This window comes from Sulfurimonas sp. HSL-3221 (genome assembly GCF_021044585.1).
GTDB classification, from domain to species: Bacteria; Campylobacterota; Campylobacteria; order Campylobacterales; family Sulfurimonadaceae; genus Thiomicrolovo; species Thiomicrolovo sulfuroxydans.
Window position 1 is genome coordinate 53577 of the sequence record NZ_CP087998.1, and the last position, 25472, is coordinate 79048.

At 61.9% G+C, this 25472-nt stretch carries 25 protein-coding genes; all 25 read right to left on the bottom strand.

Features of this window, described 5'->3' with window-relative positions; all coding sequences use genetic code 11:
* Positions 1-63: 63 nt before the first annotated feature.
* The 25 genes from LOH54_RS00270 to LOH54_RS00390 all read right to left on the bottom strand — a co-directional run bounded on the left by LOH54_RS00270 (position 64) and on the right by LOH54_RS00390 (position 25470).
* Positions 64-858, bottom strand: a complete 795-nt coding sequence (locus tag LOH54_RS00270; protein ID WP_231019584.1) for a class I SAM-dependent methyltransferase — start codon at positions 856-858, stop codon at positions 64-66.
* Positions 839-1675 carry a substrate-binding domain-containing protein gene (locus LOH54_RS00275; RefSeq protein ID WP_231019585.1) on the bottom strand — a complete coding sequence of 279 codons (837 nt, stop codon included), beginning with the start codon at positions 1673-1675 and terminating at the stop codon, positions 839-841. The genes LOH54_RS00270 and LOH54_RS00275 overlap by 20 nt, the downstream gene beginning before the upstream one ends.
* A complete protein-coding gene (locus LOH54_RS00280; RefSeq protein WP_231019586.1) occupies positions 1675-3645 on the bottom strand; it encodes a TonB-dependent receptor plug domain-containing protein in 1971 nt (656 codons plus the stop codon). Before LOH54_RS00280 ends, LOH54_RS00275 begins: the two co-directional genes overlap by 1 nt.
* On the bottom strand, positions 3642-4667 hold the full coding sequence (locus tag LOH54_RS00285; protein ID WP_231019587.1) for an LLM class flavin-dependent oxidoreductase: 1026 nt from the start codon (positions 4665-4667) through the stop codon (positions 3642-3644). Before LOH54_RS00285 ends, LOH54_RS00280 begins: the two co-directional genes overlap by 4 nt.
* Before the next feature lie 10 nt (positions 4668-4677).
* The gene (locus LOH54_RS00290) at positions 4678-5319 is read right to left on the bottom strand and encodes a class I SAM-dependent methyltransferase (protein ID WP_231019588.1); all 642 of its coding nucleotides are present in this window, start codon (positions 5317-5319) and stop codon (positions 4678-4680) included.
* A gap of 47 nt (positions 5320-5366) precedes the next feature.
* Positions 5367-6092: an energy transducer TonB gene (locus LOH54_RS00295; RefSeq protein ID WP_231019590.1), complete on the bottom strand. Its 726-nt coding sequence runs from the start codon at positions 6090-6092 to the stop codon at positions 5367-5369.
* Positions 6089-6508, bottom strand: coding sequence for an ExbD/TolR family protein (locus LOH54_RS00300; RefSeq protein ID WP_231019592.1), 420 nt, complete (start codon positions 6506-6508; stop codon positions 6089-6091). The genes LOH54_RS00295 and LOH54_RS00300 overlap by 4 nt, the downstream gene beginning before the upstream one ends.
* On the bottom strand, positions 6505-6942 hold the full coding sequence (locus LOH54_RS00305) for a MotA/TolQ/ExbB proton channel family protein (protein ID WP_231019593.1): 438 nt from the start codon (positions 6940-6942) through the stop codon (positions 6505-6507). Before LOH54_RS00305 ends, LOH54_RS00300 begins: the two co-directional genes overlap by 4 nt.
* Positions 6932-7954 carry an ABC transporter substrate-binding protein gene (locus LOH54_RS00310; RefSeq protein ID WP_231019594.1) on the bottom strand — a complete coding sequence of 341 codons (1023 nt, stop codon included), beginning with the start codon at positions 7952-7954 and terminating at the stop codon, positions 6932-6934. Before LOH54_RS00310 ends, LOH54_RS00305 begins: the two co-directional genes overlap by 11 nt.
* Positions 7938-8978, bottom strand: coding sequence for an ABC transporter substrate-binding protein (locus LOH54_RS00315; RefSeq protein WP_231019595.1), 1041 nt, complete (start codon positions 8976-8978; stop codon positions 7938-7940). Before LOH54_RS00315 ends, LOH54_RS00310 begins: the two co-directional genes overlap by 17 nt.
* Before the next feature lie 8 nt (positions 8979-8986).
* Entirely contained in the window at positions 8987-11032 is a 2046-nt protein-coding gene (locus tag LOH54_RS00320; RefSeq protein WP_231019596.1) for a TonB-dependent receptor plug domain-containing protein, read from the bottom strand.
* Between the two features lie 8 nt (positions 11033-11040).
* Positions 11041-11841: an ABC transporter ATP-binding protein gene (locus LOH54_RS00325; protein ID WP_231019597.1), complete on the bottom strand. Its 801-nt coding sequence runs from the start codon at positions 11839-11841 to the stop codon at positions 11041-11043.
* Positions 11832-12857, bottom strand: coding sequence for a FecCD family ABC transporter permease (locus LOH54_RS00330; RefSeq protein ID WP_231019598.1), 1026 nt, complete (start codon positions 12855-12857; stop codon positions 11832-11834). Before LOH54_RS00330 ends, LOH54_RS00325 begins: the two co-directional genes overlap by 10 nt.
* Complete coding sequence (locus LOH54_RS00335) at positions 12854-15091, bottom strand: TonB-dependent receptor (RefSeq protein WP_231019600.1); 2238 nt, start codon at positions 15089-15091, stop codon at positions 12854-12856. Before LOH54_RS00335 ends, LOH54_RS00330 begins: the two co-directional genes overlap by 4 nt.
* A gap of 131 nt (positions 15092-15222) precedes the next feature.
* Positions 15223-16221 (bottom strand): ABC transporter substrate-binding protein, encoded by a 999-nt coding sequence (locus LOH54_RS00340; protein ID WP_231019601.1) that lies wholly within the window; start codon positions 16219-16221, stop codon positions 15223-15225.
* A 9-nt stretch (positions 16222-16230) separates the two neighbouring features.
* Complete coding sequence (locus LOH54_RS00345) at positions 16231-16995, bottom strand: TonB family protein (RefSeq protein WP_231019602.1); 765 nt, start codon at positions 16993-16995, stop codon at positions 16231-16233.
* Positions 16996-17031: 36 nt separating this feature from the next.
* On the bottom strand, positions 17032-17604 hold the full coding sequence (locus tag LOH54_RS00350; RefSeq protein ID WP_231019603.1) for a globin domain-containing protein: 573 nt from the start codon (positions 17602-17604) through the stop codon (positions 17032-17034).
* A gap of 297 nt (positions 17605-17901) precedes the next feature.
* Positions 17902-19092, bottom strand: a complete 1191-nt coding sequence (locus LOH54_RS00355; protein ID WP_231019604.1) for a hypothetical protein — start codon at positions 19090-19092, stop codon at positions 17902-17904.
* Positions 19093-19102: 10 nt separating this feature from the next.
* Positions 19103-20437 carry a cytochrome c gene (locus tag LOH54_RS00360; protein WP_231019605.1) on the bottom strand — a complete coding sequence of 445 codons (1335 nt, stop codon included), beginning with the start codon at positions 20435-20437 and terminating at the stop codon, positions 19103-19105.
* Between the two features lie 363 nt (positions 20438-20800).
* A complete protein-coding gene (locus LOH54_RS00365; RefSeq protein WP_231019606.1) occupies positions 20801-21577 on the bottom strand; it encodes a TOBE domain-containing protein in 777 nt (258 codons plus the stop codon).
* A gap of 88 nt (positions 21578-21665) precedes the next feature.
* Entirely contained in the window at positions 21666-22712 is a 1047-nt protein-coding gene (locus tag LOH54_RS00370; protein WP_231019608.1) for a sensor histidine kinase, read from the bottom strand.
* Positions 22699-23334 (bottom strand): response regulator transcription factor, encoded by a 636-nt coding sequence (locus LOH54_RS00375; RefSeq protein ID WP_231019609.1) that lies wholly within the window; start codon positions 23332-23334, stop codon positions 22699-22701. Before LOH54_RS00375 ends, LOH54_RS00370 begins: the two co-directional genes overlap by 14 nt.
* An 8-nt stretch (positions 23335-23342) precedes the next feature.
* Positions 23343-24167 (bottom strand): hypothetical protein, encoded by an 825-nt coding sequence (locus LOH54_RS00380; RefSeq protein ID WP_231019610.1) that lies wholly within the window; start codon positions 24165-24167, stop codon positions 23343-23345.
* A complete protein-coding gene (locus LOH54_RS00385; protein WP_231019611.1) occupies positions 24164-24520 on the bottom strand; it encodes a hypothetical protein in 357 nt (118 codons plus the stop codon). Before LOH54_RS00385 ends, LOH54_RS00380 begins: the two co-directional genes overlap by 4 nt.
* Before the next feature lie 56 nt (positions 24521-24576).
* Positions 24577-25470 (bottom strand): cation diffusion facilitator family transporter, encoded by an 894-nt coding sequence (locus LOH54_RS00390; protein ID WP_231019612.1) that lies wholly within the window; start codon positions 25468-25470, stop codon positions 24577-24579.
* Positions 25471-25472 lie beyond the last annotated feature (2 nt).

Consider the following 25472-nt stretch of genomic DNA (forward strand, 5'->3'; position numbering starts at 1 on the left):
TTGGAAGCTGAAATCGTCGTGCCAGTGTACGCAAAGAGTGTTAGGGGTGTGTTAGACGGCGCCTCAGTGCGCCGTCTCCCAGGCGACGAAGGCCCAGTTGAAAGGGCGGGGGTGGCGGTTGGTTTTGGCGACGACCTTGTCGTAGTAGTGGTACGCCTTCTCCTCCTCGTCGCCGGTGAGGCTGCCGAGGCTCCAGCGCAGGGAGGTGACGAAGGCGTCGGCGCTGCCGCTGTTGATGCTGCCCTGTTCGGTCTCGATGTAGTCGATGCGCGGCAGCAGCCCTTTTTGGTAGAGGATCAGCGGGATGTACCAGAAGTCGGGCTTCGGGGTGATCTGCCTGCCGATGAACTCGAGGATCTCCAGATCGACGTAGCTGCCGCCGGCCTTGTAGGTGAGGTAGCAGGCCTTCGCGGCGTGGCGCGTCATCTTCGCGAGGGCCGTTTCGATATCGCCGACTTCCAGGCTGCGCGACGCGACGGCAATGTCGGCCTGCGGCAGCGCGCTCCAGTCATCTTCCCAGCTCAGCCGGTGCGTTTCGATATTGGTGATCCCTTCGCGTTCGGCGTAGAGGCGTAGTTGTTCGAGCATCTGTTCGGCGTAATCGATCGCGATGACCTTCTTGACCTTTTTGGCCAGGGCGAGGGCCAGGGTGCCGGGCCCGCAGCCGATATCGAGTACGACGTCGTCCGCATCCAGCTCCATCTTCGAGAGGAAGGTGTCGACGTAGGGGCTGTTGACCATGCGCGGCGCCATGTCCGCGGCCTTGGCGTTCCATTCGTCCGCGCTTTTGCCTTTGAAGTCGGTGGCGAGCTTGTGGGCCTTGTACATGGTGGCAAAATCAATGGGTTCGAGAAACATCATTATCTCCTTGGTTGGGGGTGAGGGGGTAAAAGACCGGGTAGCCCGGGTGGCCGTCGATGCGGAAATCCTTCAGTATGCCCTGTGCCTGCGGCGACGTCAGAAAGGCCAGCAGTGCCTCGGCACGGGCGTGACGGGCGGCGCTGAGCCGCCCTTGGCTGCCGATGGCCGCCAGGTAGGGGCGCCGCAGGGCGGGATCGTCGAAATAGAAGCCCAGGATCTGGGGATGGTGCTGTTTGTGCATCAAAAAGGGGATGACGCCGTAAAGCGTATACCCCTTCAACGCCGCCGTTTCCTTGAGGAAACCGCGTTTGGCGGGGGTGAAACGGAGCTGCTCCGGCGGCATGCGCCACCCCTGTTTCGTGCGCAGCGCGTTGAACACTTCGAAGGTGCCGCCGCTCGCATGGACGAGGAAGGGGGCCTCCGAGGCAGCGAGCTTCGCCAGCGCCTCCTGCAGGTTCCCGGCCCCGGTCAGCCCGGCGGGATCGCTGCGGTGGCCCAGGAGCATCTGTGCGTTGCGCGTCCAGGGGGTGAGCTGCTCGAAGAGGCCGTCGGCGGCCAGGTCGGTGATGGTGTCGCTGGCATGCATCGTCACCAGGTCGACGGGGTGCTCTCTGCAGTAGGCGTCGAGCTCCGATTTGGGGCCGCTGACGACGACGTCGACAGGGATGCCGCGGGCGGCCTCAAAGGCGGCGGCGATCTGTTGCCACATGCCGCTCATGGTCATCCCGCCAATGACGGCGACGCGCAGCGGCGGCACCGGTTCCGCGTGAAGCAGTGCCGCCGAAAATAGCACGGTCAGGAAAAGGCGGCGCATCAGAAGCTGTACGTGAGTCTGCCGTAGAACTCCCGCCCCGGTTCCGGATAGCCGTCGTCGTAATAGTTCAGTTTGTCCGCCATGTTTTTGACGCCGACTTCGACCGCGACGGAGGTGATCGGCAGGTAGGTCACCTTCGCGTCGATCGTCTGCACGTCGCCCAGTTTCTCGTAGCTGCTGTCGGCCAGCTGCCCGTAGGCACCGCTCTGGCCGTGGAGGGTGACGAGGCCGCTCAGATTCGGGGCGAAAAAGACGCGGGTGAAGAGGTTGTATTCGCGCGTCGGTACGCCGATGGGCTTGTCGGAAGAGGCGCTGCCGATTTTCAGGAAAGTGGCATTCGCCCCCGCTTCGTAAACGTCGGCAATGTAGGAGAGGGCGAGCTCCGCCCCCGAACGGTAGAAGGTGCCGATGTTTTGGTTCTGCGTGCGGTTGACACCGTCCAAGGTGTCATAGTAGACGGCCTGGATGTAATCCTCCGTCACCAGGTAGAAGCCGGCCGCCTCCGCGATCCACGCATCGTTGAAGACGCCCTTGTAGGCGAGTTCGCTGTGGGTCGTCATCTCCGGTTTCAGGTCGCCGTTGGGTACCCCGTAGCCGAGCTTGTAGGAGTAGCGCTCTTTCATCGAGGGGAAATAGGTCTTTTGGGCCACGCTGAGGCGGAGGGTCTGTTTGGGGGCAAGCTCCGCGATGAAGGCCGCCTCCGGGTTCCAGGCCGATTCGTCTTTCTTGTCGTCGATCGTCGGGTCGCTGATGTAGTCGGAGGATTTGACGTCATAGCCGATGCCCGCGACAAGGGTGAAGCGCTCCGCGAAGCGGTAGCTGTCCTCCACGCCGAAGGAGAGGGTCGTATCCTCGAACTCCTCCCCCAGGGTACTGGCGTTGGTCACCTTGTCGATGTCGTACCCTTTATGGTGGTCATGTTTGTAGTTTGATGAGAGGGTGAGCCGGTTGCCCGCCGCGTCGACGGTGAACTCCGCCCGGAGGCCGTAGGTCGACTCCTTGTAGTTGGATTTCCAGGCGAACTTTTTGTTCATCGTCGTCAGGTTGATGTCGTCGTAGGAGTAGAGCTTGCTTTCGTACTCCGTGTAGTAGGCCGTCGCTTTGAAGAGCCCGCCGAAGAGGGTGTGCTTCCCGACGGCGTAGAGGCTCTGCATATCCCATTTCGGCCAGTCCCAGTACTTTTCACGGCCGTAGACGGGGTCGGTGACAGTAGGCTGCTGCTTGGTCGCGTGCTGGTACATATAGCCAAGGGCGACTTCGCCGCCGTCAAGCAGGTAGCCGTATTTGGCGCTGACCTGGCGGTCGTCGGAGGCGGAATTGAGCCGGTCGCCCTCGGGCTGGACCGGGGTCGCGTCGTAGCTTTCGGGCAGACGGGAGTGATCACGGTGCTTGCCCGTCGCGGAGAGCTGCAGGTAGTAGTGCGGTTCGCGGATGCCGATGTTCCCGCCGACCATGGTACCCGTCTGGTCGCCGCTGCTGTCGATCGACCCCTGAGCGAAGACGGTGCCTTCGAAGGGGCGGCTTGGCTTTTTGGAGACGATATTGACGACCCCACCCATCGTATTGGCGCCGAAGGCCGTCGAGGAGAAGCCTTTATAGACGTCAATGTCAGCGATGTTGGTTGTCAGGTAGCGGGTGTAGTCCATATTGCCGTCATAGGGGACGTAGATGGGCACGCCGTCGTAAAAGACGCCGATGCGGCGCGAATCGAAACCGCGGATACTGATATCCGTCTCGGCCCGGCCGCCCCGGGAGTAGAATGCCACCCCCGTCATACGGGTAAGGGCTTCGGAAACCGTGGTGTCGCCGTAGATGTCGATCTGTTCGGCGTCCACCCGGTCGTTAAAGATCTCCGAGAGCAGCGGGTCGGCGGTGACGGAGACCTGGCCGAGCTCGAAGCTCTCCGCACAGAGAAGGGCAGGCGCAAGCAGCGCCGCAAGCAAGGTGGAAAGACGCGGGTTTTGTTTCATAAAGATACTCCTGGATTGAAATGGGGTCTGATCTCGGCATTGAAGCGTTCGAGCATGGCGATATCGGTGTCGGCATCCCGGCCCGCGGGTTTGAGGGAGAGATGGAGGTTGGGCAGTGCGCGGGTCAGGGCATCGATCCGGGCGATGCAGGTGTCGGGGTTGCCGAGAATGGCATTCTCAAAGAAGGCCTGCCCGTCGAAAAAGGCGCTCCGCTCCCGCAGCAGCGCTTCATAGTTTTCGGCGTCGAAACCGGGCTGAGGCTGCTCCCGCTGGGCGGCACGCATGCATTTGACGAAGTGGTCGATGGCCGGCAGGGCGGCGCGCTGCGCCTCGGCGTCGCTGTCCGCGACGGCAAAGACGCGCATGACGATCATCTCCGGGTCGTGCCCGGCGACCATGCGGTAGAAGTTCTGCGCCTCGACGCAGTCGCGCAGCGTCGCCCCCTGCGACATCATCAGGCCGTAGCCGTGCGTCGCGGCAAAGTGGATCGTCGCCTCGGACGCGAAGGTCGCCACGTAAAAAGGGAGCTGCTTCTGGAGGGGTCTCGGCGTCACCGTGCTGTTGCGAATCTGGAGGAAGTCGCCTTCGAAATCAACGCCCCTGCGCTGCAGGAGAAGTTCGACGGCTTCAACGGTCTCGAACATAATGCTGCGCAGCTCCTCTTTTTGCTGCAGGAAGTGGCGGGTGTCCGGGGCGAACCCTCCCTTGGCAAAGCCGGCGTTGATGCGGCCGCCGCTCAGGTTGTCGAGGACGGCGATGCTTTCGGCCAGTCGGACGGGATGGTAGAAGGGGGCCAGGAAGCCCGCGGTGCCGAGCCGGATGTGCTGCGTACGCGCCGCGGCGTAGGCGAGCATCAGTGCCGGGTCGGGAATGACGCTGAAGTTGTTGAAATGGTGTTCGCCGAACCACGCCTCGTCAAACCCGAGCCGCTCCGCCGCCTCGACGAGACGAAGCTGTTCATGCAGGCTCTGCGCCGTGTCGCCGCTGTAGTCTTCGGCGAGGCAAAATAAACCGATGTGCATCAGAGCCCCTCTACTTGCAGATATGGGCCCAAAAGCCGCTCTCGTCGTTAATGATCTCGAAGGAGGCGGGCTGCAGCCGTTCGAGGATCTGCGGCAGCGCATCGCGCATGGCTTTCGAGCGGTGTTTGAAACGCTCTTCCCAATTCGGTTCGCGCTCGAGCATCGTGCTGACGATCTGCTCGCGCAGTTCCGCGCTGCCGAATCCGCCGCCCACATAGGCACGGCCGCCGCGGCGCAACACGCGGAGAATTTCGCTGTAGGCCCGTTTCTGGTCATCCCAGAAGGGCGAGGAACCCCGGCTGATGACGAGATCGACGCTTTCCGAGGGGAGCGGGATGTCGTGGATATCGCCCTGGAGGAAACGGCTGCGCGCCGTAATGGCCTCCGCGTCGGCGTAGCCGCGGGCAAATTCGAGCATCTTTTCGCTCTGGTCGAAGAAGGTGACCTCGCATCCGCTCAGTCGCGCCATGGCCCGTCCCAGTGCACCTGTGCCGCAGCCGGCATCGAGACAGACGCCCCGGGTTGTCTGCGTCTGTTGAATAATCTGCGACGCGATGACCGGGTAGATGGGGGCGAAGACCTCCCTGACGATGGCATCAAAGCCGGAAGGGTCGCCGGCGCCTTTGTGTTTTTTGGAATGGGTCGCATTCATGGTTTTTTCCTTTATGTCAATATAGATATAACGATCTGCGATCGCGATCAGCCGCCGTGCCGGAGGTTGAAGGTGACCGGAAGGACGATGCTCAGCGCCTTCCCTTCCGGCGGTGCCTCGAAGGGTGCGGCGTTGCGGATCGTCGCCAGTGCCTGTTCGTCCAGGGTGCGGTGGCCGCTGGAACGTTGCAGGGCCAGGGCGTTGATGCTGCCGTCGCTGAGGATAATGAACCGCAGCCGCGATTCGCCTTCGAGCCGCAGCCGCCTGGCCGTCATCGGGTAGCACAGGCAGGCCTGCACCTTCTGGCGTACCCTTCCCAGATAGCTCTCGGCCGCCTGCCGGCGCTGTGCGGATGCCGAAGGGGGCGCGGGCTCGCTGACCGGTGCTTCGGACGTTTCCGCCGGGGCAGCCTGCGGTGTTTCGGGCGGTTTGGGCAGCGGCACCGCGGTTAATGCGGATTTGGACGGCGTTACCGGTGCCGGTGTAGGCTTCGGTTTTGGCAACGGTTTCACTACCGGTTTAGCCACCGGTTTCGGTTTGGGCACTACTTTCGGCGGCAGCGGCTTTTTTATTGGCGGGGCCGGGGGCTTCGGCGTCGGTGCAACGGGTTTGGGGGCCTCCGGCTCGGGGGTGCTGATATCGACCACGGCGATCTTCACGGCCTCGCGGCCGGCGGGTTCGGGGAGTTCGGTCTGTATCAGCGCCCCCGCGATCGCCGCGTGAATCGTGGTGGTCACGGTCAATGCCGTGACGAAACGGTACTGCGCTCTCATCGGGGCTGCTCCTGCTGGGTCTGGATGGCGAATGTGCTCACCTCGGCGCTTTTGCACCAGTCGATCGCCTTCACCACGAATGCGAAGGGGGTCTGTGCATCGCTGCGCACGATGACCCCCACGGCACGCTGGGTCGCGTTGAGCTCCTGCAGCCGCGTGCGCAGCTGCGTTTCGCTCACCTCCGCATCGTTGAGGTGGTAGCGGCCGTTCTCTTCGATTGTGATCACCGTCGGCTTTTTGGGCTCTTTCTGCCCCGCCTGCGCCGAACTTTTGGGAAGGGTGACCGGGATCTTCCCCTGGGCGACGAAGGTCGCCGTCGCCATGAAGATGATCAGGATGACGAGCACAATGTCCACGAAGGGGGTCATGTTGATCTCGCTGATCTCCTGATCTTCCTCCATCGCCGACGCGCTCATGCCCCCGTCTCCCGTTTGAGCAGGACCGTTTTGATGCGGCGCACGAAGTAGTTGTAGGCCATGACGCTGGGAATCGCCACAAAGAGCCCCGTTGCCGTCGCGACAAGCGCCTCGGAGATCCCGCCCATCACGGCGTTGACCCCGAAGGAGGCGTCCGCGCCCAGGGTGTGAAAGGCGTTGATGACCCCGAGCACCGTGCCGAAAAGGCCGATAAAGGGGGCGTTGTTGCCGAAGGTGGCCAGAATGCCCAGCCGCTTTTCAAGTTTGAGGCGCAGCTGCGCCTCGGGGTAGGCGGAGGCGTCGGCTTCAAGGGTGCGGAAGGCGAGGAGCCGCTCGGCGATGACGAAGAGCGAGACGCTGCTCATCGCGAGCAGCACCCACAGCACGGGGTCGATCCCGATCACGGCGATGCCGAGCAGTTTGTCAGTAAGCATGGTCTGTCTCCTTGTAGTGGGGGAAGAAGATCGCTTCGAAGCGGGCCTGTTCATCCTCCTTGAGCAGCCCCGGGTAGAACTGCTGCATCAGCCAGCGGATGCCCATGAGCCGCATGAAGGAAGGGGGACGGGTAATGTAGTTGTAGGGGTGCGCCGGCACCAGGAACAGCCGCCCCGTTTTGACCGCCCGGAGGCTGCGCCAGAGGGGATCTTTTTGGGCATGGGCAACGAACTGGGGTTCCATCGCCACGATGACGTCAGGATCGGCGCGCATGACACTCTCCATGCTCACCTTTTCCATGCCGTAGTTGGAGCTCATCGTGCAAACGAGGGCGTTCTGCGCCCTGGCGAAATCGAAGGGGCGTATGTGGAACGATCCCGGGCACTCCGTTGAGAGGCCGTCGAGGCCTTCGGCGAAGTAGTAGCGTACTTTTTTCGCGGCGGCGAGCTGCGTGCGGTACTGTTCCAGCAGCCCCAGGCTCTCTTTGGTGTAGCGCATCAGCGTCTGTGCGCGTGCCGTGTCGCCCGAGAGCGTCCCGAAGAGCCGGAACTGCCCGATGAGGTCGCCGAGGGTGCTGTTGCGGACCATCAGGACGGGGATGCCGAGCTTTTCAAGCTTTGCGAGGATGCGGTCGGCACCGGTCATATCCCCCCACATCAGAATGACGTCGGGTCTGACCTGCAGCAGCAGCTCCATGTTGGGCGTCTGCCCCTGGCCGAAGAAGCCGCCGACGACCGGCCGCTGCGCCGCCGCCCCGGCATAGGGCTTCTGCGCGTCGGTGAAGGGGAAGTTGAGAGCGGCGACGAGCCGGGGATCGAAGGCCAGCAGGCTCATGGTGAGGGGCGGGTGCGTCGCATAGACGGAACGTACCGTCTCCGGCACTTCGACCGTACGGTTGAAATCGTCCGTGACCACCCGGCCCCAGAGGGTGACGCAGGCTGCCAGCAGCAGGAGCATCACCCGTGTGATGCCGGAGGGCCGAAGGGGCGCGAGGTTAGAGACGGTTTTCATGGAGGGCTCCGTTCAGAATGGTCGTCAGCTGTTCGGGCGTCAGGGAGACGTTGAGGAAGAGGCGGTAAAAGGCGCGGGTCGTCTCGCGGATATCCTCGCCGTACTGCCCCGGGTAGAGGGTCGCCATCACCCACTGCAGTCCGAGCAGGCGCATGAAAGAGGGGGGACGGTCGAACCAGTTGAAGGGGAGCCGGGGGATAAGGTAGACCTGCCCTTTCTGCACCGCGTGGAGGTGCTGCCACGACGGATGGGTGCCGATGCGCTCGAAGAAGGTCTGCTCCTGTACGAGGATGACGTCGGGGTCGTACTGCAGCAGGGTCTCCATGGAGAGTTTCTCCAGCCCCTTGTGGTTGGAGGTGTGGCAGCGGTGGACATTGACGTCGCCGGCGAGCTTGAGCAGCTGCACGTGGATGGCATCGTCGCATTCGGTGGAGAGGCCGTCCAGGCCCTCCGCGTAGTAGACACTGGGGCGCGCCGCCTTCGGGATCTCGGCCAGGGTCTGCTCGGCCTGTGCGAACACGTTCTCACTGTAGCGCGCCAGGGCTTCGCCCCGTTCGGGCAGGCCGAGGGCACTGCCCAGGAAACGGAAAATGGCCGCATAATCGGTCAGCGCCTCGTCTTTGGCATAGACGGCGGGCGTGTTGAGCAGACGCAGGCGCTCGGCCTCTTTCTGCGTGAACGCGTCGCGGTGCGACCACATAAGCAGCAGGTCCGGCTGCTGCGCGAGCAGGATCTCCAGGTTCGCGGACTGGCCCGGGCCGAAGACCCGGCCGAGGACGGGGAGCGTCCGCATCCGCGGGTCAAGGTAGGGGTAGGCGCGCGCGTCGATCGTGAAGATCCAGCCCGCCAGCAGCGCGGGGTCCATGGCGTAGAGCGCATACGAACCGTACGGCGAGGGGGCATAGACCTTTTGGGGATCGGCGGGAACGACGACGTCGCGCCCGAGCATGTCGGTGATCTCCCTCCCGCCGAGGAGGGTCCCCATCAGCAGTGACATCAGGAGTAGGGGTGTGGTAAAGCGCATGGTTTCTCCTAAAAAGCGAAGGCGATTTCGGCCCCGAGGGTCCGTCCGCGGTCGTAGTAGTAGCCGGTGACGTAGCGGGTCGCGTAGTGGTCGTCGGTCAGGTTGCGCCCGTAGAGCTTGGCGGTGGCGGTTGCGCCGCCGAAAACGAAGTCGCGGGCGATGTTGGCGTCAACACGGGTATAGTCCCCCAGGTCCAGGCCTGTCATGGTCCCTTTCGGGCTGCGTGAGCTGGAGTAGCCGTCGACGCGTTTGGCCGAGACGTTGAAACGGTAGGCCTCGTAGGCGTGGCTCAGCAGGGCGCTGAAGGTGTTGCGCGGCATCGTGGCGCCGAGGCTCTCCGTGGTCACGCCCCCGGACGTCGTCGAATTCTCGATGATGTGGGTCCATGCGAAGCGGTAGCTCGTCGTGTTGCCGATACGCCCTTTGAGGAGAAATTCGACCCCCTTGCGGTGGGAATCCTGCTCGGTGTAGTAGTAGTACTCGTTGCCGTCGCTGTCGGTGTAGGTGCTGCCCGTCGCGGTTTTTTCATTGTCGATGGCGACATCGAAATAGGTGAGCGCCGGGACGAAGGCGCGGGCGATGCCCGCCTCGAAACCGATCTCCCAGCGCTGCTGCCGTTCGCCGTGGAGCGTCGCGTTGTCTTCGGTCATCAGGTCGAAATCCCCGGAGGTCCCTTCATTGCCGTAGAAGTAGCGCGCGCTCAGGCGGTACCCTTTTGCGATGTTATAGAGCACACCCGCCGTATAGACGTTGGCGGCGGGAAGGTCCGTATTGCTGTTGGCATCCGGCGTCGCCAGTGCTTCGCTTTTGGCCGCCGTGGCGTGGTTGATGTGCTTGACGTCGTAGCGGTAGCCGGCGTCGAGGCAGAGCATCCCGTCGAACAGGGAGTGTTCGGCGGCGACGGAGTAGCCGTTCACCGTCGTGTTGTAGCTGTTGTAGGCCTTGGAGAGGTTGGGACCGAACCCTTTGCTCTGGGTCGACTGTCCGCCGAGATGCACGGTGGTGTCGCCGAAGCGGGCGTTGTGCCGGAGGCTCAGGGTCTGGGTCTTCTCCTCGTAGTGACGCTGCGACGCCACGGCGCTGTTGAAATATTCGTTGTGCTCCTCCTGGTCGTACGCGATCGTCGCCGCGGAGAAGAGCGTGATCTGGTTCTCGTTCCAGAGGACATTGCCGTCCAGGGAGAAGATGCGGGTCTGGACAGGATCGTAGTACCATTTCGCGCTGTCGGTTGTGCCGTCGACGGCGACGCCGCGCTGCATTTCGAAGCGGCCGCTGTCGATGTAGCCCATCATGTTCAGCGAGAGTTTCCCGAGGGTGAGGCCGCCGTTGACCATCCCCGACACGGCCCGGCTGCCGTCGAACCACGAATCTTTGCTCGGGCGGTCGTAGCGTGAGGCCATCATCCCGACATAGCTGTTGTAGGGAGCGCCCTCGTCCAGCCGGGTCCCGACGTAGATATCCTGCCCGTTCGCCGCGGGCTGCGAAATCGCCTGTTCGTAATAGGCGTGGAGAAGCCCTTCGGTGGTTTTCGGCCGTTTGGTGCGGATGACGATGAAACCGATGTTGAGGCCCGAGCCGCTGTTCGAGGCGCCGATGCCGATGGACGGGGCCAGGGAGAGGGCCGTCGACGAGCGGACGATCTCGATCGATTCGATCGCGTTGACGGGGAGCTGCTGCAGCATCCGGTCGCTGCTGGAGGGGAGAATGGCCCCGTCGACGATGTAGGTGATACTGCCGCCGCCGCGCATGTTGACAAAGAAGGGGTGGCGGCGTCCCTGGTAGGTGAGGTCCAGGCCCGTCGCCATGTTCAGGAGTTCGAGGACGTTCTTGGCCTTGTAGGCTTTGATCTCCTTCTCATCCATCACCTCCGTGCCGAAGGCGGCGGATTTGGCGACGCGGTAGGGGTTGGTCGGACTGTCGATCTGCGTATCGTCGCGTTCGGCGAATTGGGAATAGGCCGAATCGGTCGCGGTGACGGGGGCCAGATAGGTATCGTCGGCCGTGGCGGCGTGCTGCAGGAGGAGTAAGCCTGTGATGGCAAGGTTTTTTTTCATGGTTTTCCTTATGAACATGGGGTGTGGGATGGGGAAGTGAAATGGGGGACGCACCAGCCCCGTTCACGGTGACGGATCACCTCCGCATCGACGTCGTAGACGTGGCGCAGCATCCGGGGGGTGATAACTGCATCGGGATCGCCGTTCGCGATGATTTTGCCCCCGTGCATGACAATGACCCTGGTGGAGACCAGCAGTGCATGGTCGGGATAGTGCGTCGTCTTTAAAAAGGTGTAGCCCTCTGCCGCCAGCTCCGTGATCATCCGCAGCAGGCGCATCTGGTTGCCGTAATCAAGCCCGTTGACCGGTTCGTCCATGATGAAGGTGCGTACCTCCTGGGCGATGGCGCGCGCCAGCAGCACCATCTGCTTCTGGCCGCCGCTGAGCTGCCCGAAGGGGCGCGAAGCGAGGTCGGCGATGCCGACGCGCTCCAGCGCGGCGCGGGCGATATCTCGGTCGCGTCTGGAGGGGTGGGCGAAAAAGCCCAGCTTCGATACCCGCCCCATCAGGACCATCTCCTCCACGCTGTAGCCGAAGGGGACGTTGTGGTACTGCGGAATGTAGGCGACATGCGTCGCGATGTCGCGGTGGTTGTAGTTGTAGAGCGGTTGTCCGTGCAGGCGGATGTCGCCTTTGCCTTCGAGCAGCCGCAGCATGAGGCGGATCAGGGTGCTCTTGCCGCAGCCGTTTGGCCCCAGCAGGCTCACGACCTCTCCCGGGTAGAGGGCAAGATCGACGCCATCGAGAACGGAATGTTTCGGATAGGCGAAAGAGAGATTTTTAACGGTATAGACGGGTTTCAGTTCCATGCGGCCCTCGCGTTTTTAAGTACGATGATAAAGACGGGGATGCCGATGAGCGAGGTGAGGATCCCGATGGGGATCTCGACGTTCATCGCCAGGCGGGAGACGGAATCGGCCAGGAGCATGAAGGCTCCGCCGACCAGGGCGCTCAGCGGCAGCAGCAGCGTATGCGAAGGTCCCGCGGCCATACGGACGATGTGCGGGATGATGAGTCCCACCCAGCCGATGATGCCCGCCATCACCACGGAGAGCGACGAGGCGAGCGTCGCCAGGATAATGGCGGTCAGGCGGATGCGTTTGACGTCGATGCCGAGGGCGCGCGCCTCCTCGTCGCCGAGGCTCAGCAGATCGAAATACTTGCCCATCACGAGCAGTGCCGCGATGGAGAGCCCCATCGGCACGGCGGCGAGCAGCACCTCGTCGAGTTCGGCCATGCTGAGCGAGCCCATCAGCCAGTAGACGATGGCCGGCAGCGTGCTGTAGGGGTCGGCGACGTATTTGACGACGGAGAGCAGCGCCGTGAAGAGCGAACCGCTGATGACCCCGCCGAGCACGAGCATGACGGTCGAGCGCGAACTGGTCACCATGGAGCCCACCATCACGGCGAAGGCGACGGCGACGAAGCCGAAGGCGAAGGCCAGGGCTTGCACGATCCACCACTGTTCGCTCAGCAGCATCCCCAGTGCGGCGCCGAAGGAGGCACCGGCGAGGACGCCTAGGATCCCCGGCGAGACGAGGGGGTTGACGAACATCGCCTGGAAAGCGGCGCCCGACGTCGCGAGCGCGGCACCGATCAGGATAGCCAGAAGGATGCGCGGCAGACGGATCTGGAACAGGATGTTCTCAAGCAGGGCGAACTCCTCCTGCACAGCGCCGCCGAAGAGTTTGTACTTGACAAAGGCGAGCAGCGTTTCGGGCGCGATCGGGTACTGGCCCCAGGAGAGGGCCAGCAGCGCCGACAGCAGGAGCAGCAGGGTGCCCCCGCCCAGAAAGAGCCAGTAGGATGAGGTGCGCCTGGTCAAAACGACAGACTCAGCGATCCGAAGACGGAGAGCGGCGCCCCCGTCTGGTAGGTGGAAGAGGTGCCCGTCGTCGCGAGGACGTTGTCCGCGGAGATGATGGTCGCCACGTACTTCTCGTCGGTCAGGTTCGTCCCGCTGAGGCGGAAGACGGCGCTTTTGCTGCCGAGAAAACCGTTGATGCGGTAGGCGACGTCAAGGTCGAAGAGGGTGTAGGCGTCGACGGTCTGGCTGTTTTGGAGGTCGCCGTAGCGTTTGGAGGTGTAGCGCACGCTCGGCGTGATCATCCAGCCGCCGACGCTGTAGGAGAGCGCCGCCTTGGCCAGGACCTCCGGCGCGTCGGGGACCTGTTTGCCCTCCGTGTCGATCGTCGTCGTCGGCGAGCTTTTGAAGTCCTGCGTAAAGGCGTACTTGTTGTAGGAGAGCCCCGCGATGAACTCCAGCGATTCGCTGACCGGACCCGAAGCGGAGAACTCTGCGCCGTAGCCCATCGCGTCGCCGACGTTGGCGGGATAGTTGACGCCGTATTCGGGGTCGTAGACGTTGGCCTGCTTGTTCTTGACGAAGGAGACGAAGAGCACCGGGTTCAGCGCGACGCCGCCGACCATCGTCTTGTAGCCCAGGTCGATGTTGTCGGAGGTTTCGAGTTCGAGCTTGTTCCACAGCTGCTGCAGCGTCACGTTCTTGGCGACGAAGTTGGCCCGGTTCTTGATGTAGGTCGGGAAGAGGTTGACGTCGAAGCCGTAGGTGCGGGCGTAGGAGACGTAGAGCGTGTTGAGTTCATCGAAACGGTAGCCGGCATAGAGCGACGGGATCCACGTATGGAAGGTCTTCGCCTTGACGCTGGCCCAGGGGTCGAGGGTGCCCTGGGCGATCGCCGTGTCGTAGTTCTGGCTGGTGTTGAGGTCGGTACCGAAGGTGTAGCTCTTGAGCGAGCCGATCTCGAAGCTCTGGTACTGGAGCCCGGCGTTGTAGTCAAAGCCGCCGAGGCTGCCGGAGAGCTCCGCGAAGGGGGCCTGGAGGGTGTGGTACCCGGTTTCGGCCAGGGAGGCGTACCCGTCAAAAACGAGGTCGCCGCCGACGGATTTGTACTTCAGGCGGTCCGTCGGCGGTCCCGGAGGCTGCTGTTTGTGGTACCAGTAGCCCAGCGTCGTCTTGAGGGCCTTGGAGAAGCGGTGGGTGTAATCGGCGACGCCCCCGAAGAGGTCATGGTCGATCCGCCACTGGATGACGCGGTTTTTCGCAGGGTTCGCGTTGACGCTGGCGTTCCAGTACTCCCCCTTGTCCGTTTTGTAGTAGGGTTTGATTGTCACCGTGTCGTCAGCGCTTGGGCGGAACTGCAGGGTTGCCAGGACGGCCGTCGTATCGAAATTCTGTTTGTTCCAGTCGTAGTAATCGACGTCGTTGTCCGCCGTCGGCCGGGCGGAGGCGAAATCTTTGTCCCAGTAGCTCTCCAGATCCTGGGCCTCGGTATAGGAGAGGGCGTAGTAGTTGTGGTGATCGTCTTTGTTGTAGATGACGTAGGCTTCCGCGCTGAACATCTCCGAGGGGGTATAGGCGATCCCCGCCATGGCGTTGAAGCGCTCAAGTTCCCCGTCGCCTTTGTACTTGTCGTATCCGAGGTGGGAGAACGATCCGAAGAGGCGGACGTCCCCCATCTGCCCGCTGTCGAAGCGTGCAAAGGAGCGGGTGAAACTGTCCGAACCGAACGCCTGGGAAAGCGTACCGCTGCTCTGCTGCCGCGGCGCGTTGACGTTCATGTCTACCTTGCCGATCAGGCTGGAGAAACCGATGTTCTTCTCCGGTGGCAGGTACCCTTTGAGCAGGTCGATGGAGGCGACGTTCTCCATGTCGAGCATCTGTTTGCCGCCGCCGGGGTTGCTGGAGATCGGCATGCCGTTGATCATATAGACGCCCCCCGGGCCCGACTGGGATTTGCCGCGGATGCGGATGGGGTCGTGGTAGGAGGGTTCGTTGGAACCGGACGTGTCGGCGGGGGTGTAGTTGACCGAAGGGGAGTACTGGATGACCGTAAAGGGGTTCATGTTTGCCTGGGTCCCGAGGGTCGTGATGCTCTTCTTTTCGAAGCGCTGATCGGAACCGTTGGTGTCGCCCTGGTAGAGGGTGTCGTCCAGCGCGCTGTCGGAGACGACGATGTGTTCGATATTAACGGGGTCGGCCCAGAGGGCGGAGGCGGCCATGACGGCAACGAGGGGGTAGGTGTAAACGGGTTTCAAGTGGATTCTCCTTGGTTTCTTCATGGCACCAGGCAGAGCCCGGATACCTGTATTGATGCTGTGTTCTTCGTTGCGCACCGAGAGACCGTGTTTCGTCGAACGCAGCGGCTTGTTGGTTGCTCGCGACCCGGTCAGGGCACCAGCAGGTCGTCTATCTCTTGCGCGCTCAGGTCGACGCCGAGAAACAGTTTGTAAAAGGCGGCAACGCGCACTTTCAGATCGACGTCGTACGCCTCGGGGTGGAAAAGCGAGGCGAGCCACTGGATGCCGATGACGCGCATGAACGACGGCGGACGGTCGACCCAGTTGAACGGCAGCGTCGGGACGAGGTATATCCGTCCCGCTTTGACGGCGCGGAGCTGCTGCCACATCGGGTCCTCCACGAGGTCGCCGTAGACCATGGCGTGCTGGACGATGATCACCTCCGGATCGTAGGCCAGCAGGGTCTCGAAGTTGATCTTCTCCAGCCCGCGCAGGTTGCTCTGGCGGCATTTGTGGACGTTCTCGCCGCCGGCGAAGTTCATGGCGACGACGTGGAAGGAGGTGTCGCACTCCGTCGAGAGGCCGTCCAGCCCCTCGGCGTAGTAGTAGCGTGTCGGCTTGGTGCCGGCCAGGGAGGTGTTGATCTCGGCAATGACCGTGCGGGTGTAGTCGGCCAGTTCCCGGCCGCGTTTGCCCGCGCCGATGGCGTCGCCGACGCGTTCCATGGCGTCGGGCATTGAGTCGATCTGCCGGAACGGTACGGTCATCGTCGGAACGCCCAGTTTCGTGATCTGGTCGGTCACGGTCTGCACGAGCATGTCGTCTTCCCAGATCAGCACAAGGTCCGGGCGGGCGGCGATGAGACTCTCGAGGTTGATGCGGCTGCCGCTGCCGTGGAACGAGCCGATGACGGGCAGCGCGAGAAAGCGCGCGTCGAGGTAGGCGGGATCGGCACCGTTAAAGGGGTTCTTGGCCGCGAAGTTGAGGCCGATCATTTTGTCAGGGGCGAGGGCGTAGAGCAGGTAGTTCATCGGCGGCGAAGAGCCGAAGACCCTCTTGACGGTCGCCTGATCTTCTTTCATATCGCTAAGCGCCTGGGGTACCAAGACGAGCACCGATATAAAGAGGGTAAGCAGAAGTCTGTTCATGGTGGGTTCCTAAGAGTGTGAAAGTGAGAAGGTAATCGGGATCGTCAGATGGGTCAGCGATTCAAGAGAGGGAAAATCGCCGCTGAGATCCCATAGCGTTTGCAACGCTTTACGGTCCAGAATCGTACTGCCGCTGCTGCGTAAGATTTCCGCAGCAGCGACCGTACCGTTGGAAGCAAGTTTGAACGAGAGCGTCACCACCCCCTCGAGCCGCAGCCTTCTTGCGGCGGCGGGGTAGGCGATGGCGGATTCGATCATGGCACGTATCTGTCCCAGCACCGTTGCGTCCGGCCCGGTTGGGTCAGCTTTTTTGTTGTTGGCAAGCGGTGTAGCGCTTGACGCATTGTTTGGTGTGTGAGGAGAAGTTTCCGCGTGTGAGGCCGGGGCCACGGGCGGGGACGGAAGAGAGGCAAACGCCTCAGATAAAGCCGCGTCATCGGGTGTCTTTATCTCAGGGGTTTTGGGGAGGGGAACGGGAGCGCTCTGGGGCGCGGCCTTGACCGTTTCATGTACCGGCACCGCTGCCGTTTTTACCGGCGGTTTCGGGCGTGCAGCCGGTGTGGCCGGGAGGGGTTTCGCTTTCGGCGCGGCGGCCGCAGCTGCGGCACGCGGCGCATAGTCGGCCAGGGAGATCGCCATCGTCTGCCGCTCGGCCGTGAGGAGGGGCGTCGAGGGGTGCGGTGCGTAGAAGAACGCGCCCACCAAGGCGGCGTGCATCAGCAGGGACGCACCCATCGCTTGCAGGCGGTGATGGCGGTCGTTTTCATGTATCATATTTGATATAACGCTTGGTGCAAAAGAGTGCATTGTCTACTCCGCCGCCTTGCGTCCCGCGAGGGGTTCATAGGGGTAGCGCGTGATGGGGGTGACCGTCGTACGGCGGTTGATCATGCGGATGGAGAGGGCTTCGATCCACTCCCAGAACTCCCGGGCGTGTTCGGCGGGCATGGCACGCTCCGCCATCGCCTTGCGGTACATCATCAGCCAGATCTCCCGGGCTTTTTCATCCACGATGAGGTGCAGGTGGCGCATCCGGAGCGCGGGGTGGCCGTGGGCATCGCTGAAGGTTTTCGGTCCGCCGAGGGCCTCAATGAAGAAGTCGGCGGCTTTTTCGGTGGCGGCGGCAAAGGCGTCGTCGTCATCGGGGAACATCTCGCCCAGCACCGTCTTGCGCAGCAGGCCGTGGTGGTACCGGACGAGGTCGCGGATGTTTGCTTGGCCCCATGCGCGGTAGAGCGCGTCGGAGGGGAAGGTGACCTCGGGATAGACAAAGTCGATCTTCGCATCGGCCGTACGCGGGGCGGCGCCGGCTCCTTCAAACGGCCCGGTGCCGCACTGGTTAAAGCCATGGATCGCCGTGCCATTCTCTGTAAAGACGTTCATGCTTCCCTCCATTATGTTTTAAATGATATAACGCTGTTTCAACGATTGATGCAGTTGGCATTCCACGAAAATCGGAACATTTTGCGTTGTTTTTGGAATGATATAACGAAATTGTCTTGTTTTGTCTTAAACGGTGCTGTTTTTGTCGCGCGGGGGCTGCAAACCCTCCGGCCGGACAGCCGCATCGTGTCGGTACGCTTTGAAAGTACAAGGAGGCAGGGCGTGTAGAGCGGCCCCGTGGGGTAATGGACTGTCCTGCGGGAGTGTTCGTCCGGGCCTGCGGCCCGGTATGCCCCGCTAGGCGAAGCTGTTTTTGAATACGGTGAACATACCCCAGCCGAAGTAGACGAGACACCACAGGATCAAAATGGCGAACGTGGAGTTGGCCAGTCTGGTCACCAGCGCGTCTTTACTGGCGTCGAAGACCCCTTCGGTCTTGCCGGCCTTCCAGGCGAGCGTGGCGATGAACGCGACGCCCGTGAAGCCCAGGAAGACGAAGGTGAGCAGAAACATGACGACGGAGGGCCAGTCGATGTTCATGGGGTAGTCATAGACGGAGTAGCCCAGGTCGCCCATGATCTGGAAGCGGATCAGCTCGCGCATGCCGGAGATCAGCAGGGCGACCACTACCAGCCAGAGGGTCGTCAGGTAGCTCCGCTTGACGACGTTGATCATGACGAGCAGGAGCAACACGGAGATGACGATGGCGAGGGAGAGCGGGTTGAACAGTAGCCCCTCCATAAACATCCATGCGACGAAGAGCGCGGCGCTCACCAGAAGACCGATGGTCGCGATTTTCGTGCCAAGGCGGCGCGAAAAGGCGATGTACTCTTTCGTGAAATCGCTGCGCGTACTCAGGAAGTCGCTGTAGTTCTGCAAAAAGATGCCGACGACCGGGGCGCTGAGCGAGACCATAAAGAGCAGCCGTACCGGATCCATATGGAAGTTGAGGCCGGAGGTGTCGACCGTGCCGCCCGGGGCGTACCAGTTCATCCACTCGTTGGGCTGGATGGATTCGACGGAGAAGACGTGCATCAGTACCCCGGCGAAGACGATGAAAGCAAAGCTGATCAGGCCGATCGTCCTGCCCCCGCCCTTTTTATTGGCGTAATAGAACCAGTAGAAGAGCATATAGCCGACGATCAATGCGTAGATGAACGTGAAGACCCAGATACCCGAAAGGGCATTGGTGACGTACCAGTTAGGGTCGTAGATAACCTGGGTAAAGAGCAGCGGGGCGATGCCCAGTAGAATCGCCAGCGAGATGCTGATCTTGCCCGTCTGGATCATATGCCCCGTCAGGAGCTTCCAGTCGGGGCTTTTCTTCTGTTTGCCGCTGCCGGCGAGCGAGAGGGTGATACTGCCGATGGCGAGCAGGACGAAGGCGGCGTGCAGCGCCCATGTCAGGACATAGAGCGCCTGAAAGACGACCGGGTAGAACGGGACCCCTGCGGGGTCGCGAAGGGTATTTAACAGTGTAGCATCCATAGGCATCTCCTTAGTTGGTTTGGGTCGCTATCCAGGCGGCCATCGCGTCGAACTCGGCGTCGGGCAGGTCGATCTTGGGCATATAGGGGATGGCCCCCGTCGCCAGCGATCCCTGCATGAAGGCTTTGATCGTCTCTTTGTCCTGGCCGGCGAAGCGTGCCATCAGCGGGCGGAACTTGGCGCCCGGTTCCAGTGCATGGCAGTTGGAACAGGCGAGTTTGGTCAGCAGTTGGCCCGCTTCGAGACGGTTTTCGGGCGTGATCGTGCGCAGCCGGTCCGGGATCCACGGATTGACCCGCAGCAGCCCATTTGCGGCGATAATTTCCACTTCGCCTTTGATGTTTTTGCCCGGGACGTCCCGGCTGATAATCTGGTTGCTGTAGATGTAGCGTCCGGCGACATAGGGTTTGCGCAGGCTTTCGCGCAGTTTTTCACCCGGCCAAAGGCCGACGACAGCGATGACAAAGAGCATGACGATCGCCAGGGAGCGGTGGATGTACTGTGGCTTGACAATCGCCAGCAGGAAATAGAGCGCAAACGCGACGATCAGGATGATGCGCGTCGTCAGAATCGAGGGGAGATAGATCCCCAGCAGGATATCCGCACTCTCGGGCAGCGTCTTGATGTACCACATAAAGAAGAAGAGCACGAGGAAGCCGCCGAGGAGACTGACGTAGCCCATTTTACGGGTCAGCTCGTTGGAGATCTCCTTGTTCTTCATCGCGCTGGAGATGATCAGCCCGATGACACCGGCTATCATAATCATGAAACCGATGCGCAGGAACATATGCGGGAAGGTGTTGACGCCGAAGAACGCGTCGCTGGCCGATCCCGTCTGATAAAAGGCGTCGTTGCCCGGCCACATCATGAAGCTGATGATGCCGATGATGAGCATCAGGGTACCGACGGAGGCCAGTGCGAAGGTGTAGGTCAGTTTCAGGTGCGTTCTGCGGTCGATTTTGTCGATGAAGTAGACCAGCGCGAAGACGCCGATGACCTCATAGATGAAAAAGACCCACTCCGTGGCCCAGACCCAGACGAAGTTGTGGATCAGCGCGCTGATTCCCCGCGGGCTGGCCGCCGTGGCCGTATACCAGATCCCCGGCCCTGTGATGGAACCGATGACATAGGAGAAGATCAGCAGGAACATGCCGTATTTCTTCATATAGTCATAGAGGTCGGTGCGGTTCTCCTTGTATGCCTTGTGCGCCAGGAATGCGAAGAGCAGCGCGGCACCGACGGAGGTGTGCGAAGCCAGAATGTGAATGGTTCCGGTGATGCCCATCAACCAGGCGGAGCCGATATCGGGAAAATAAAAGAGCGGAAACATGCCAATAAAATCCATCCGTTTCTCCTCAAACAGATAATCCCGGCAGAGGCAATGCGCCCCTACGGGATGATTCCATAGGTAGCACTCGGGTGGGTTCGGTACCCAAAATGCGCCTATTGGGAAAAAACAACATTTGATTCGTCATAGGGATATGGCACAATAAAATGTTGTAACACAACACAAACATACCCGTCTGTCATCGCCAAATTGTCGACGGGTATGCTTCTTCATCCAGTTAAAACTGCTTCCTCATTTAAAACAATCCTGAAGTATGGGAAACGGAAAATAATAATCAACTGATATTAATTTTGTGTTAAAGGCCGTTCGGAAATGAACGGTTTAGAGAAAAGAGAGTCTCCGGGGGTATGTGACGCCGGTTCAGGCGCCGATAATGATGTGGTTCTTTGCAACGGTGGCGTAGGCCTCCATCGACGTTTCCAGGGCGTCACTGGCGTCGAGGTCCGTCACGCCGATCAGTTTGGAGCCCCCTTCGAGCTGGAGGGTGATCTCCGCGTTTTCGCTGCTGCGCTGCAGGGAGGTGATTCTGCCCTTTAGGACATTGATGTCGTCTGAAGCTTCCGGTGCGCTCACGCTGATGGCGACGTCGCTGGATTTGATAATGGCGTAGGCGTCGCCCCCCTCTTCGAGCCCCATATTGCGTACCGACGTCGAGGTAATAACGGAATAGAGGGTGTCGCCGCCGGGAAGCTGCAGCCGGAGTTCGGAACGCAGCCCGTGGGGCGTGATGCTCCCGACGCTGCAGGCGATCTGGTTGCGCGCACTCGTCGTAAGGAAGGTGCGCGAGAGGATGCGGGCGAGCCGCTCGGGGTCGTCCCCCGCTTCGGCGAAGCGGTTGATGAATTCGCGGTGCAGCTCCGCGAACCGCTTATAGGTGGCGATGAGTTCGTAGGCGTGGGCGGTCAGGACCGTTCCGCCCCCGCCGCGGCCGCCGGTCGTTTTTTCGATGATGGGGCGGTCGGCGATGTCGTTCATGGCGTTGACCCGTTCCCAGGCGGCCTTGTAGCTCATCTTCATCGCCTTTGCCGCAGCGTGGATGGAGCCGGTCTGGGCGATCTTCTCGAGCAGCTCGATGCGCCCGTTGCCCAGGAAGTTCCTGCCGTCCTTTCTCAGCCAGAAGCGTCCGTCTATCTGCATAATGTACCTTTCAACGGCATGGCGGGGAGAGAAATCGGCGGCATGGGGCTCCTTGGCGAATGATTTGACGGGCTTATTATAACAGACGCTAACGTTCGGTTTGTCCGGAGGGGAGGGTACAGGTGAAGGTGACACGTTTTTCGGCCTGGGTGACGGCAATGGCGATCCGCTCTTCGTCGCAGAGTTTTTTGACGATGTGCAGGCCGATACCGATGCCGCGTTCGCTCTCCTTGTAGAAACGGTCGAAAAGGTTGCGGGGCGAACGGATGGGCGCCGCGGCGGTATTGGTGATACTGAAGGTGCCCCCCGAGAGCGTCAGCGCTACCTCCCCCTCTTTGACGTTGTACTTGCAGGCGTTGGAGAGGAGGTTGTCGACGATCCGCGTCAGGGCGTCGGGGTTGGCGCTCAGCGTCGTCGCTGAGAGGGCGGTATGAAAGGTGAGCGCGGGATAGAGATCCCGGAAAAAGGCCAGCCGCTCCGCAATGAGGGTGTCGAGCCGGAAGGTGTCGCGCTGCTGCGGCAGGCCGCCCTGGTACTCCTGGAGGTTGCGGTAGAGCATGCCGATCAGTTTGGCGCTCTTTTCGATCCGCCGGACGGCCTTGTCCTCCCGGTTCAGCATCGAGGTGTTGATGAGAATGGCACTGACGGGGGTATTGAGGTCGTGGATGATGTCCTTGATGAAACGGTCGGTCAGGGCCAGGGCGCTGCGCAGCGGGCGGAGGGTGTAGCGGGCAAACCCGAAGGCCATCGCCCCGACGACGGCCGAGAGCAGAAGCATAAAGAGAAGGTAGCGGCCCAGAAGTGCGCCGGTCTGGGCTTTGAAGTCCGTTTTCGGGTAGTAGATCTTGAGCAGGTAGCGCTGATTGGCCGGGAGGGGAAAGAGGGCGTAGAGCGTCCGGGCATCCTCGCGCAGTTCCAGCAGGGGGGCTTCCGTCTGTTTGGGGACGAAATCGAGGGAGAACTTTTCGCCCTCGAAATTGAAGTTGTAGTTTTTCATCTCCAGGAATAGCTGCTGTTTGAGGCTGCCGACGTCCTCGCGGTAGTTGTGATAGAGCAGGAAACCGATCAGGATCTCGATGGTGACGAAGTAGAGCGCGAGGCTCTTGAAGAAGGATTCTCTTTCAGAGGCTTTCAAGACGGTACCCCACGCCGCGGACGTTGGTGATGTCGATGCCCAGCTGCTGCTTGAGGCGGCTGATATGGAAACGCAGCGCCTGGTCGGTGGGCTGCTCCAGCAGTTCCAGCAGTTCGCTCTTGTCGATGGTCTGGCCGACATTGGTGACGAGCAGGCGGAAGATCGCCGTACGGATCTCCCCGAGGTCGATGCTGCGGTTGTTTTTGCTCACCCGCCCGTCAGCCGGGTTGAAGGTGATCTCCCCGTAGCGGAGCTGCCGTTCGAGCTGGTGGGTGCGCGCCTTGATGCGCAGCAGGAGCTCGTCGATGTCGAAGGGCTTTTTGAGGTAATCCTCCGCGCCTGCGGCGAACCCCTTGGTCATCGAGTCGATGTCGCGCAGGGCGGAGATGAAAATGGCGGGGGTGCGGTCCTCGGCGTCGCGCAGGGCGCTCAGCAGGTCGAAGCCGCCCAGCAGCGGGACGTTGATGTCGAAGAGGTAGAGGTCGAAGGGGGCATCGAAGGCCGCGTCGGCGGCCGCTTCCCCGTCGGTCACCCAGGCGGTCTCAAAGCCGTTGCGCGTGAGCAGATCCTGCAGGGATTCGCCCAGTACCGGATCGTCTTCGAGCAGCAGAATCCGCGCCATTCTCCCTCCTAGAAGCGGGCGAAGAGCATGATGCCGGCCGCGTGATCGCTGGCCGAATCGCTCAGGCCCAGGCTGTAGTTCACCTTTATCGAGAGTGTATCATAAAGCGGGAAGATCCCCAGCACGGAGAGGGAGCGCAACGCCGTAGTGTCCGGGATATACGACTCGGAGTAGTCGTACGAGAAACTCACGCTGCTCGCCGGCGTGGGGTAGAAGGTGACGCCGGCGGAACCGAAGGCGATGTCAGGGTACTTGACGGTACTGCTGTCGCCCGTGACGGTATAGCCGTACTGCACGAACGCGTCGAGCGCCGCAAAACGGTAGAGCCCCACCACGGAGCCGCCCCAGTCGTTCTCGCCGGTGCCCGTCCCCTCCTCGGCGGTGGCGAGCTTGAGGTGCACCCCCGGCGTGATAAAGAGACTGTCGGTGATGCTGAAGGCGTACCCGGCGCCGAGGAAGGTGTCGGAGAGGCCGCCGTCCTTGCTGTCGGCGACGGTCGGGTCCGCCGTACCGTAGTGGTAGTAGCTGATAAGCCCCGTCACGTAAAAGTCCCCCGCGTAGACGGCCGCCATCGCGTCCGTCGAGAGGGAGTCGACGCTCTCCGTTCCGCCGTATTTCCCGGTGGCGTAGCTCATTCCAAGCCCCGCAAGAAAAGTGACCTCCGTGCCCGCACTGCCGACGGGGCAGCCGTCCGCGCCCACCGTCATATCAAAAGAGGTGCCGGGGCAGTGGTCCAGGGTGTCGGCGACGCCGTCAAGATCGCTGTCGCGTTCTGCGGCAGCCGCGAAGAGGGAGGCGCCGAGCAGCCCCGTGATCAGGAGTAACCGTTTCATCTTACCGACTGACCCTGGCGGGGATGCATCTGCTGTTGTTGCATCTGCTGCATTTGCTGCTGCGTCTTGAGCTGCTGACGCATCTGCTGCTGCATGACGGCTTCGCTGCCCGCAGGTTTGCGCTGCGGTGCCGCCGCATCCTCGCCCGTCTGCATCCGGCTCTGCAGGGCCTCGAGGGCTTCGCTGCGCTGCTGCTGGTTAAGCTCGCGCATCTTCAGTTTGAAGGCGTTCATCTTCTCAAACCGCTCCTCTTTGGGGGCGTTGATGACCGCATCGATCAGGGTGTCGATCTCCTCCGTCTCCGCTGCCCAGAGCGCCGCACAGAGGGTCAGAATCGCTAGAAAGTACCGCATGAGTGCTCCTTTTGACGGTAGTATCGCACAGAAGTGTGAGCGGCGCGTGAGTCGGCTTAGCGGATCCGCCGCTTGTCGTCGTCGCGGCCGTATTCGCACTGGAAGGTCGTGTGGGTGATGCCGAAGCGTTCCTGCAGCTGTCTTTCCAGGGCTTCGACCGTTTGCGTTACCCGGGAGAGGGGAAGATCCTCGGCGAAATCCAGGTGCGCCTCAAGGTGGACGGCGTGGTCGCTGAGGCGCCAGAGGTGGACATGGTGGATACCGGCGATGGCGGGATCGCCGCAGACGGTGTCGGCGACGGCGTCGAGCTCGACGTCGGCAGGGGCGAACTGCATCAGCACCCCCGTGCTCTCTTTGATGAGCCCTGCGGAGGCGGCAATGAGGTAGAGGGCGATGATGATGGAGATGAGCGGGTCGACCCAGACAATCTCCCACAGGGCGATGGCGACGCCGCCCAGCACGACGGCGACGGAGGTGAGCACGTCGCCGAGCAGATGCAGGTAGGCGGCGCGGATATTCATATTGCCCCGGGCGTCGGATTCGAGCAGGAAGATGCTGCCGCCGTTGACGACGATGCCCAGCAGCCCCATCCAGATCAGCCAGGAGGAGAGGACGGGCTCGGGGTAGATCAGCCGCATCACGGAGGCGTAGACGAGATAGACGCCGATGCCCGCAAGCACCGAGGCGTTGAAGAGCGCGGCCACGATCTCGGCCCGCTTGTAGCCGAAGGTTTTGCTGCTGTCGGCCTCTTTGTGGGAGATGCGGTGGGCGAACCAGCTGATCAGCAGGGCCATGACGTCGCTGAAGTTGTGCAGGGCGTCGCTGAGCAGGGCCAGAGACCCGGCAATAAGCCCTCCCGCCAGCTGGGCGAGGGTAATGAGGATATTGAGCGCGACGGCGATCAGCAGCTTCGTGCCGCTGATATCGTGGGAGTGGTGGTGGTCGCTCATGG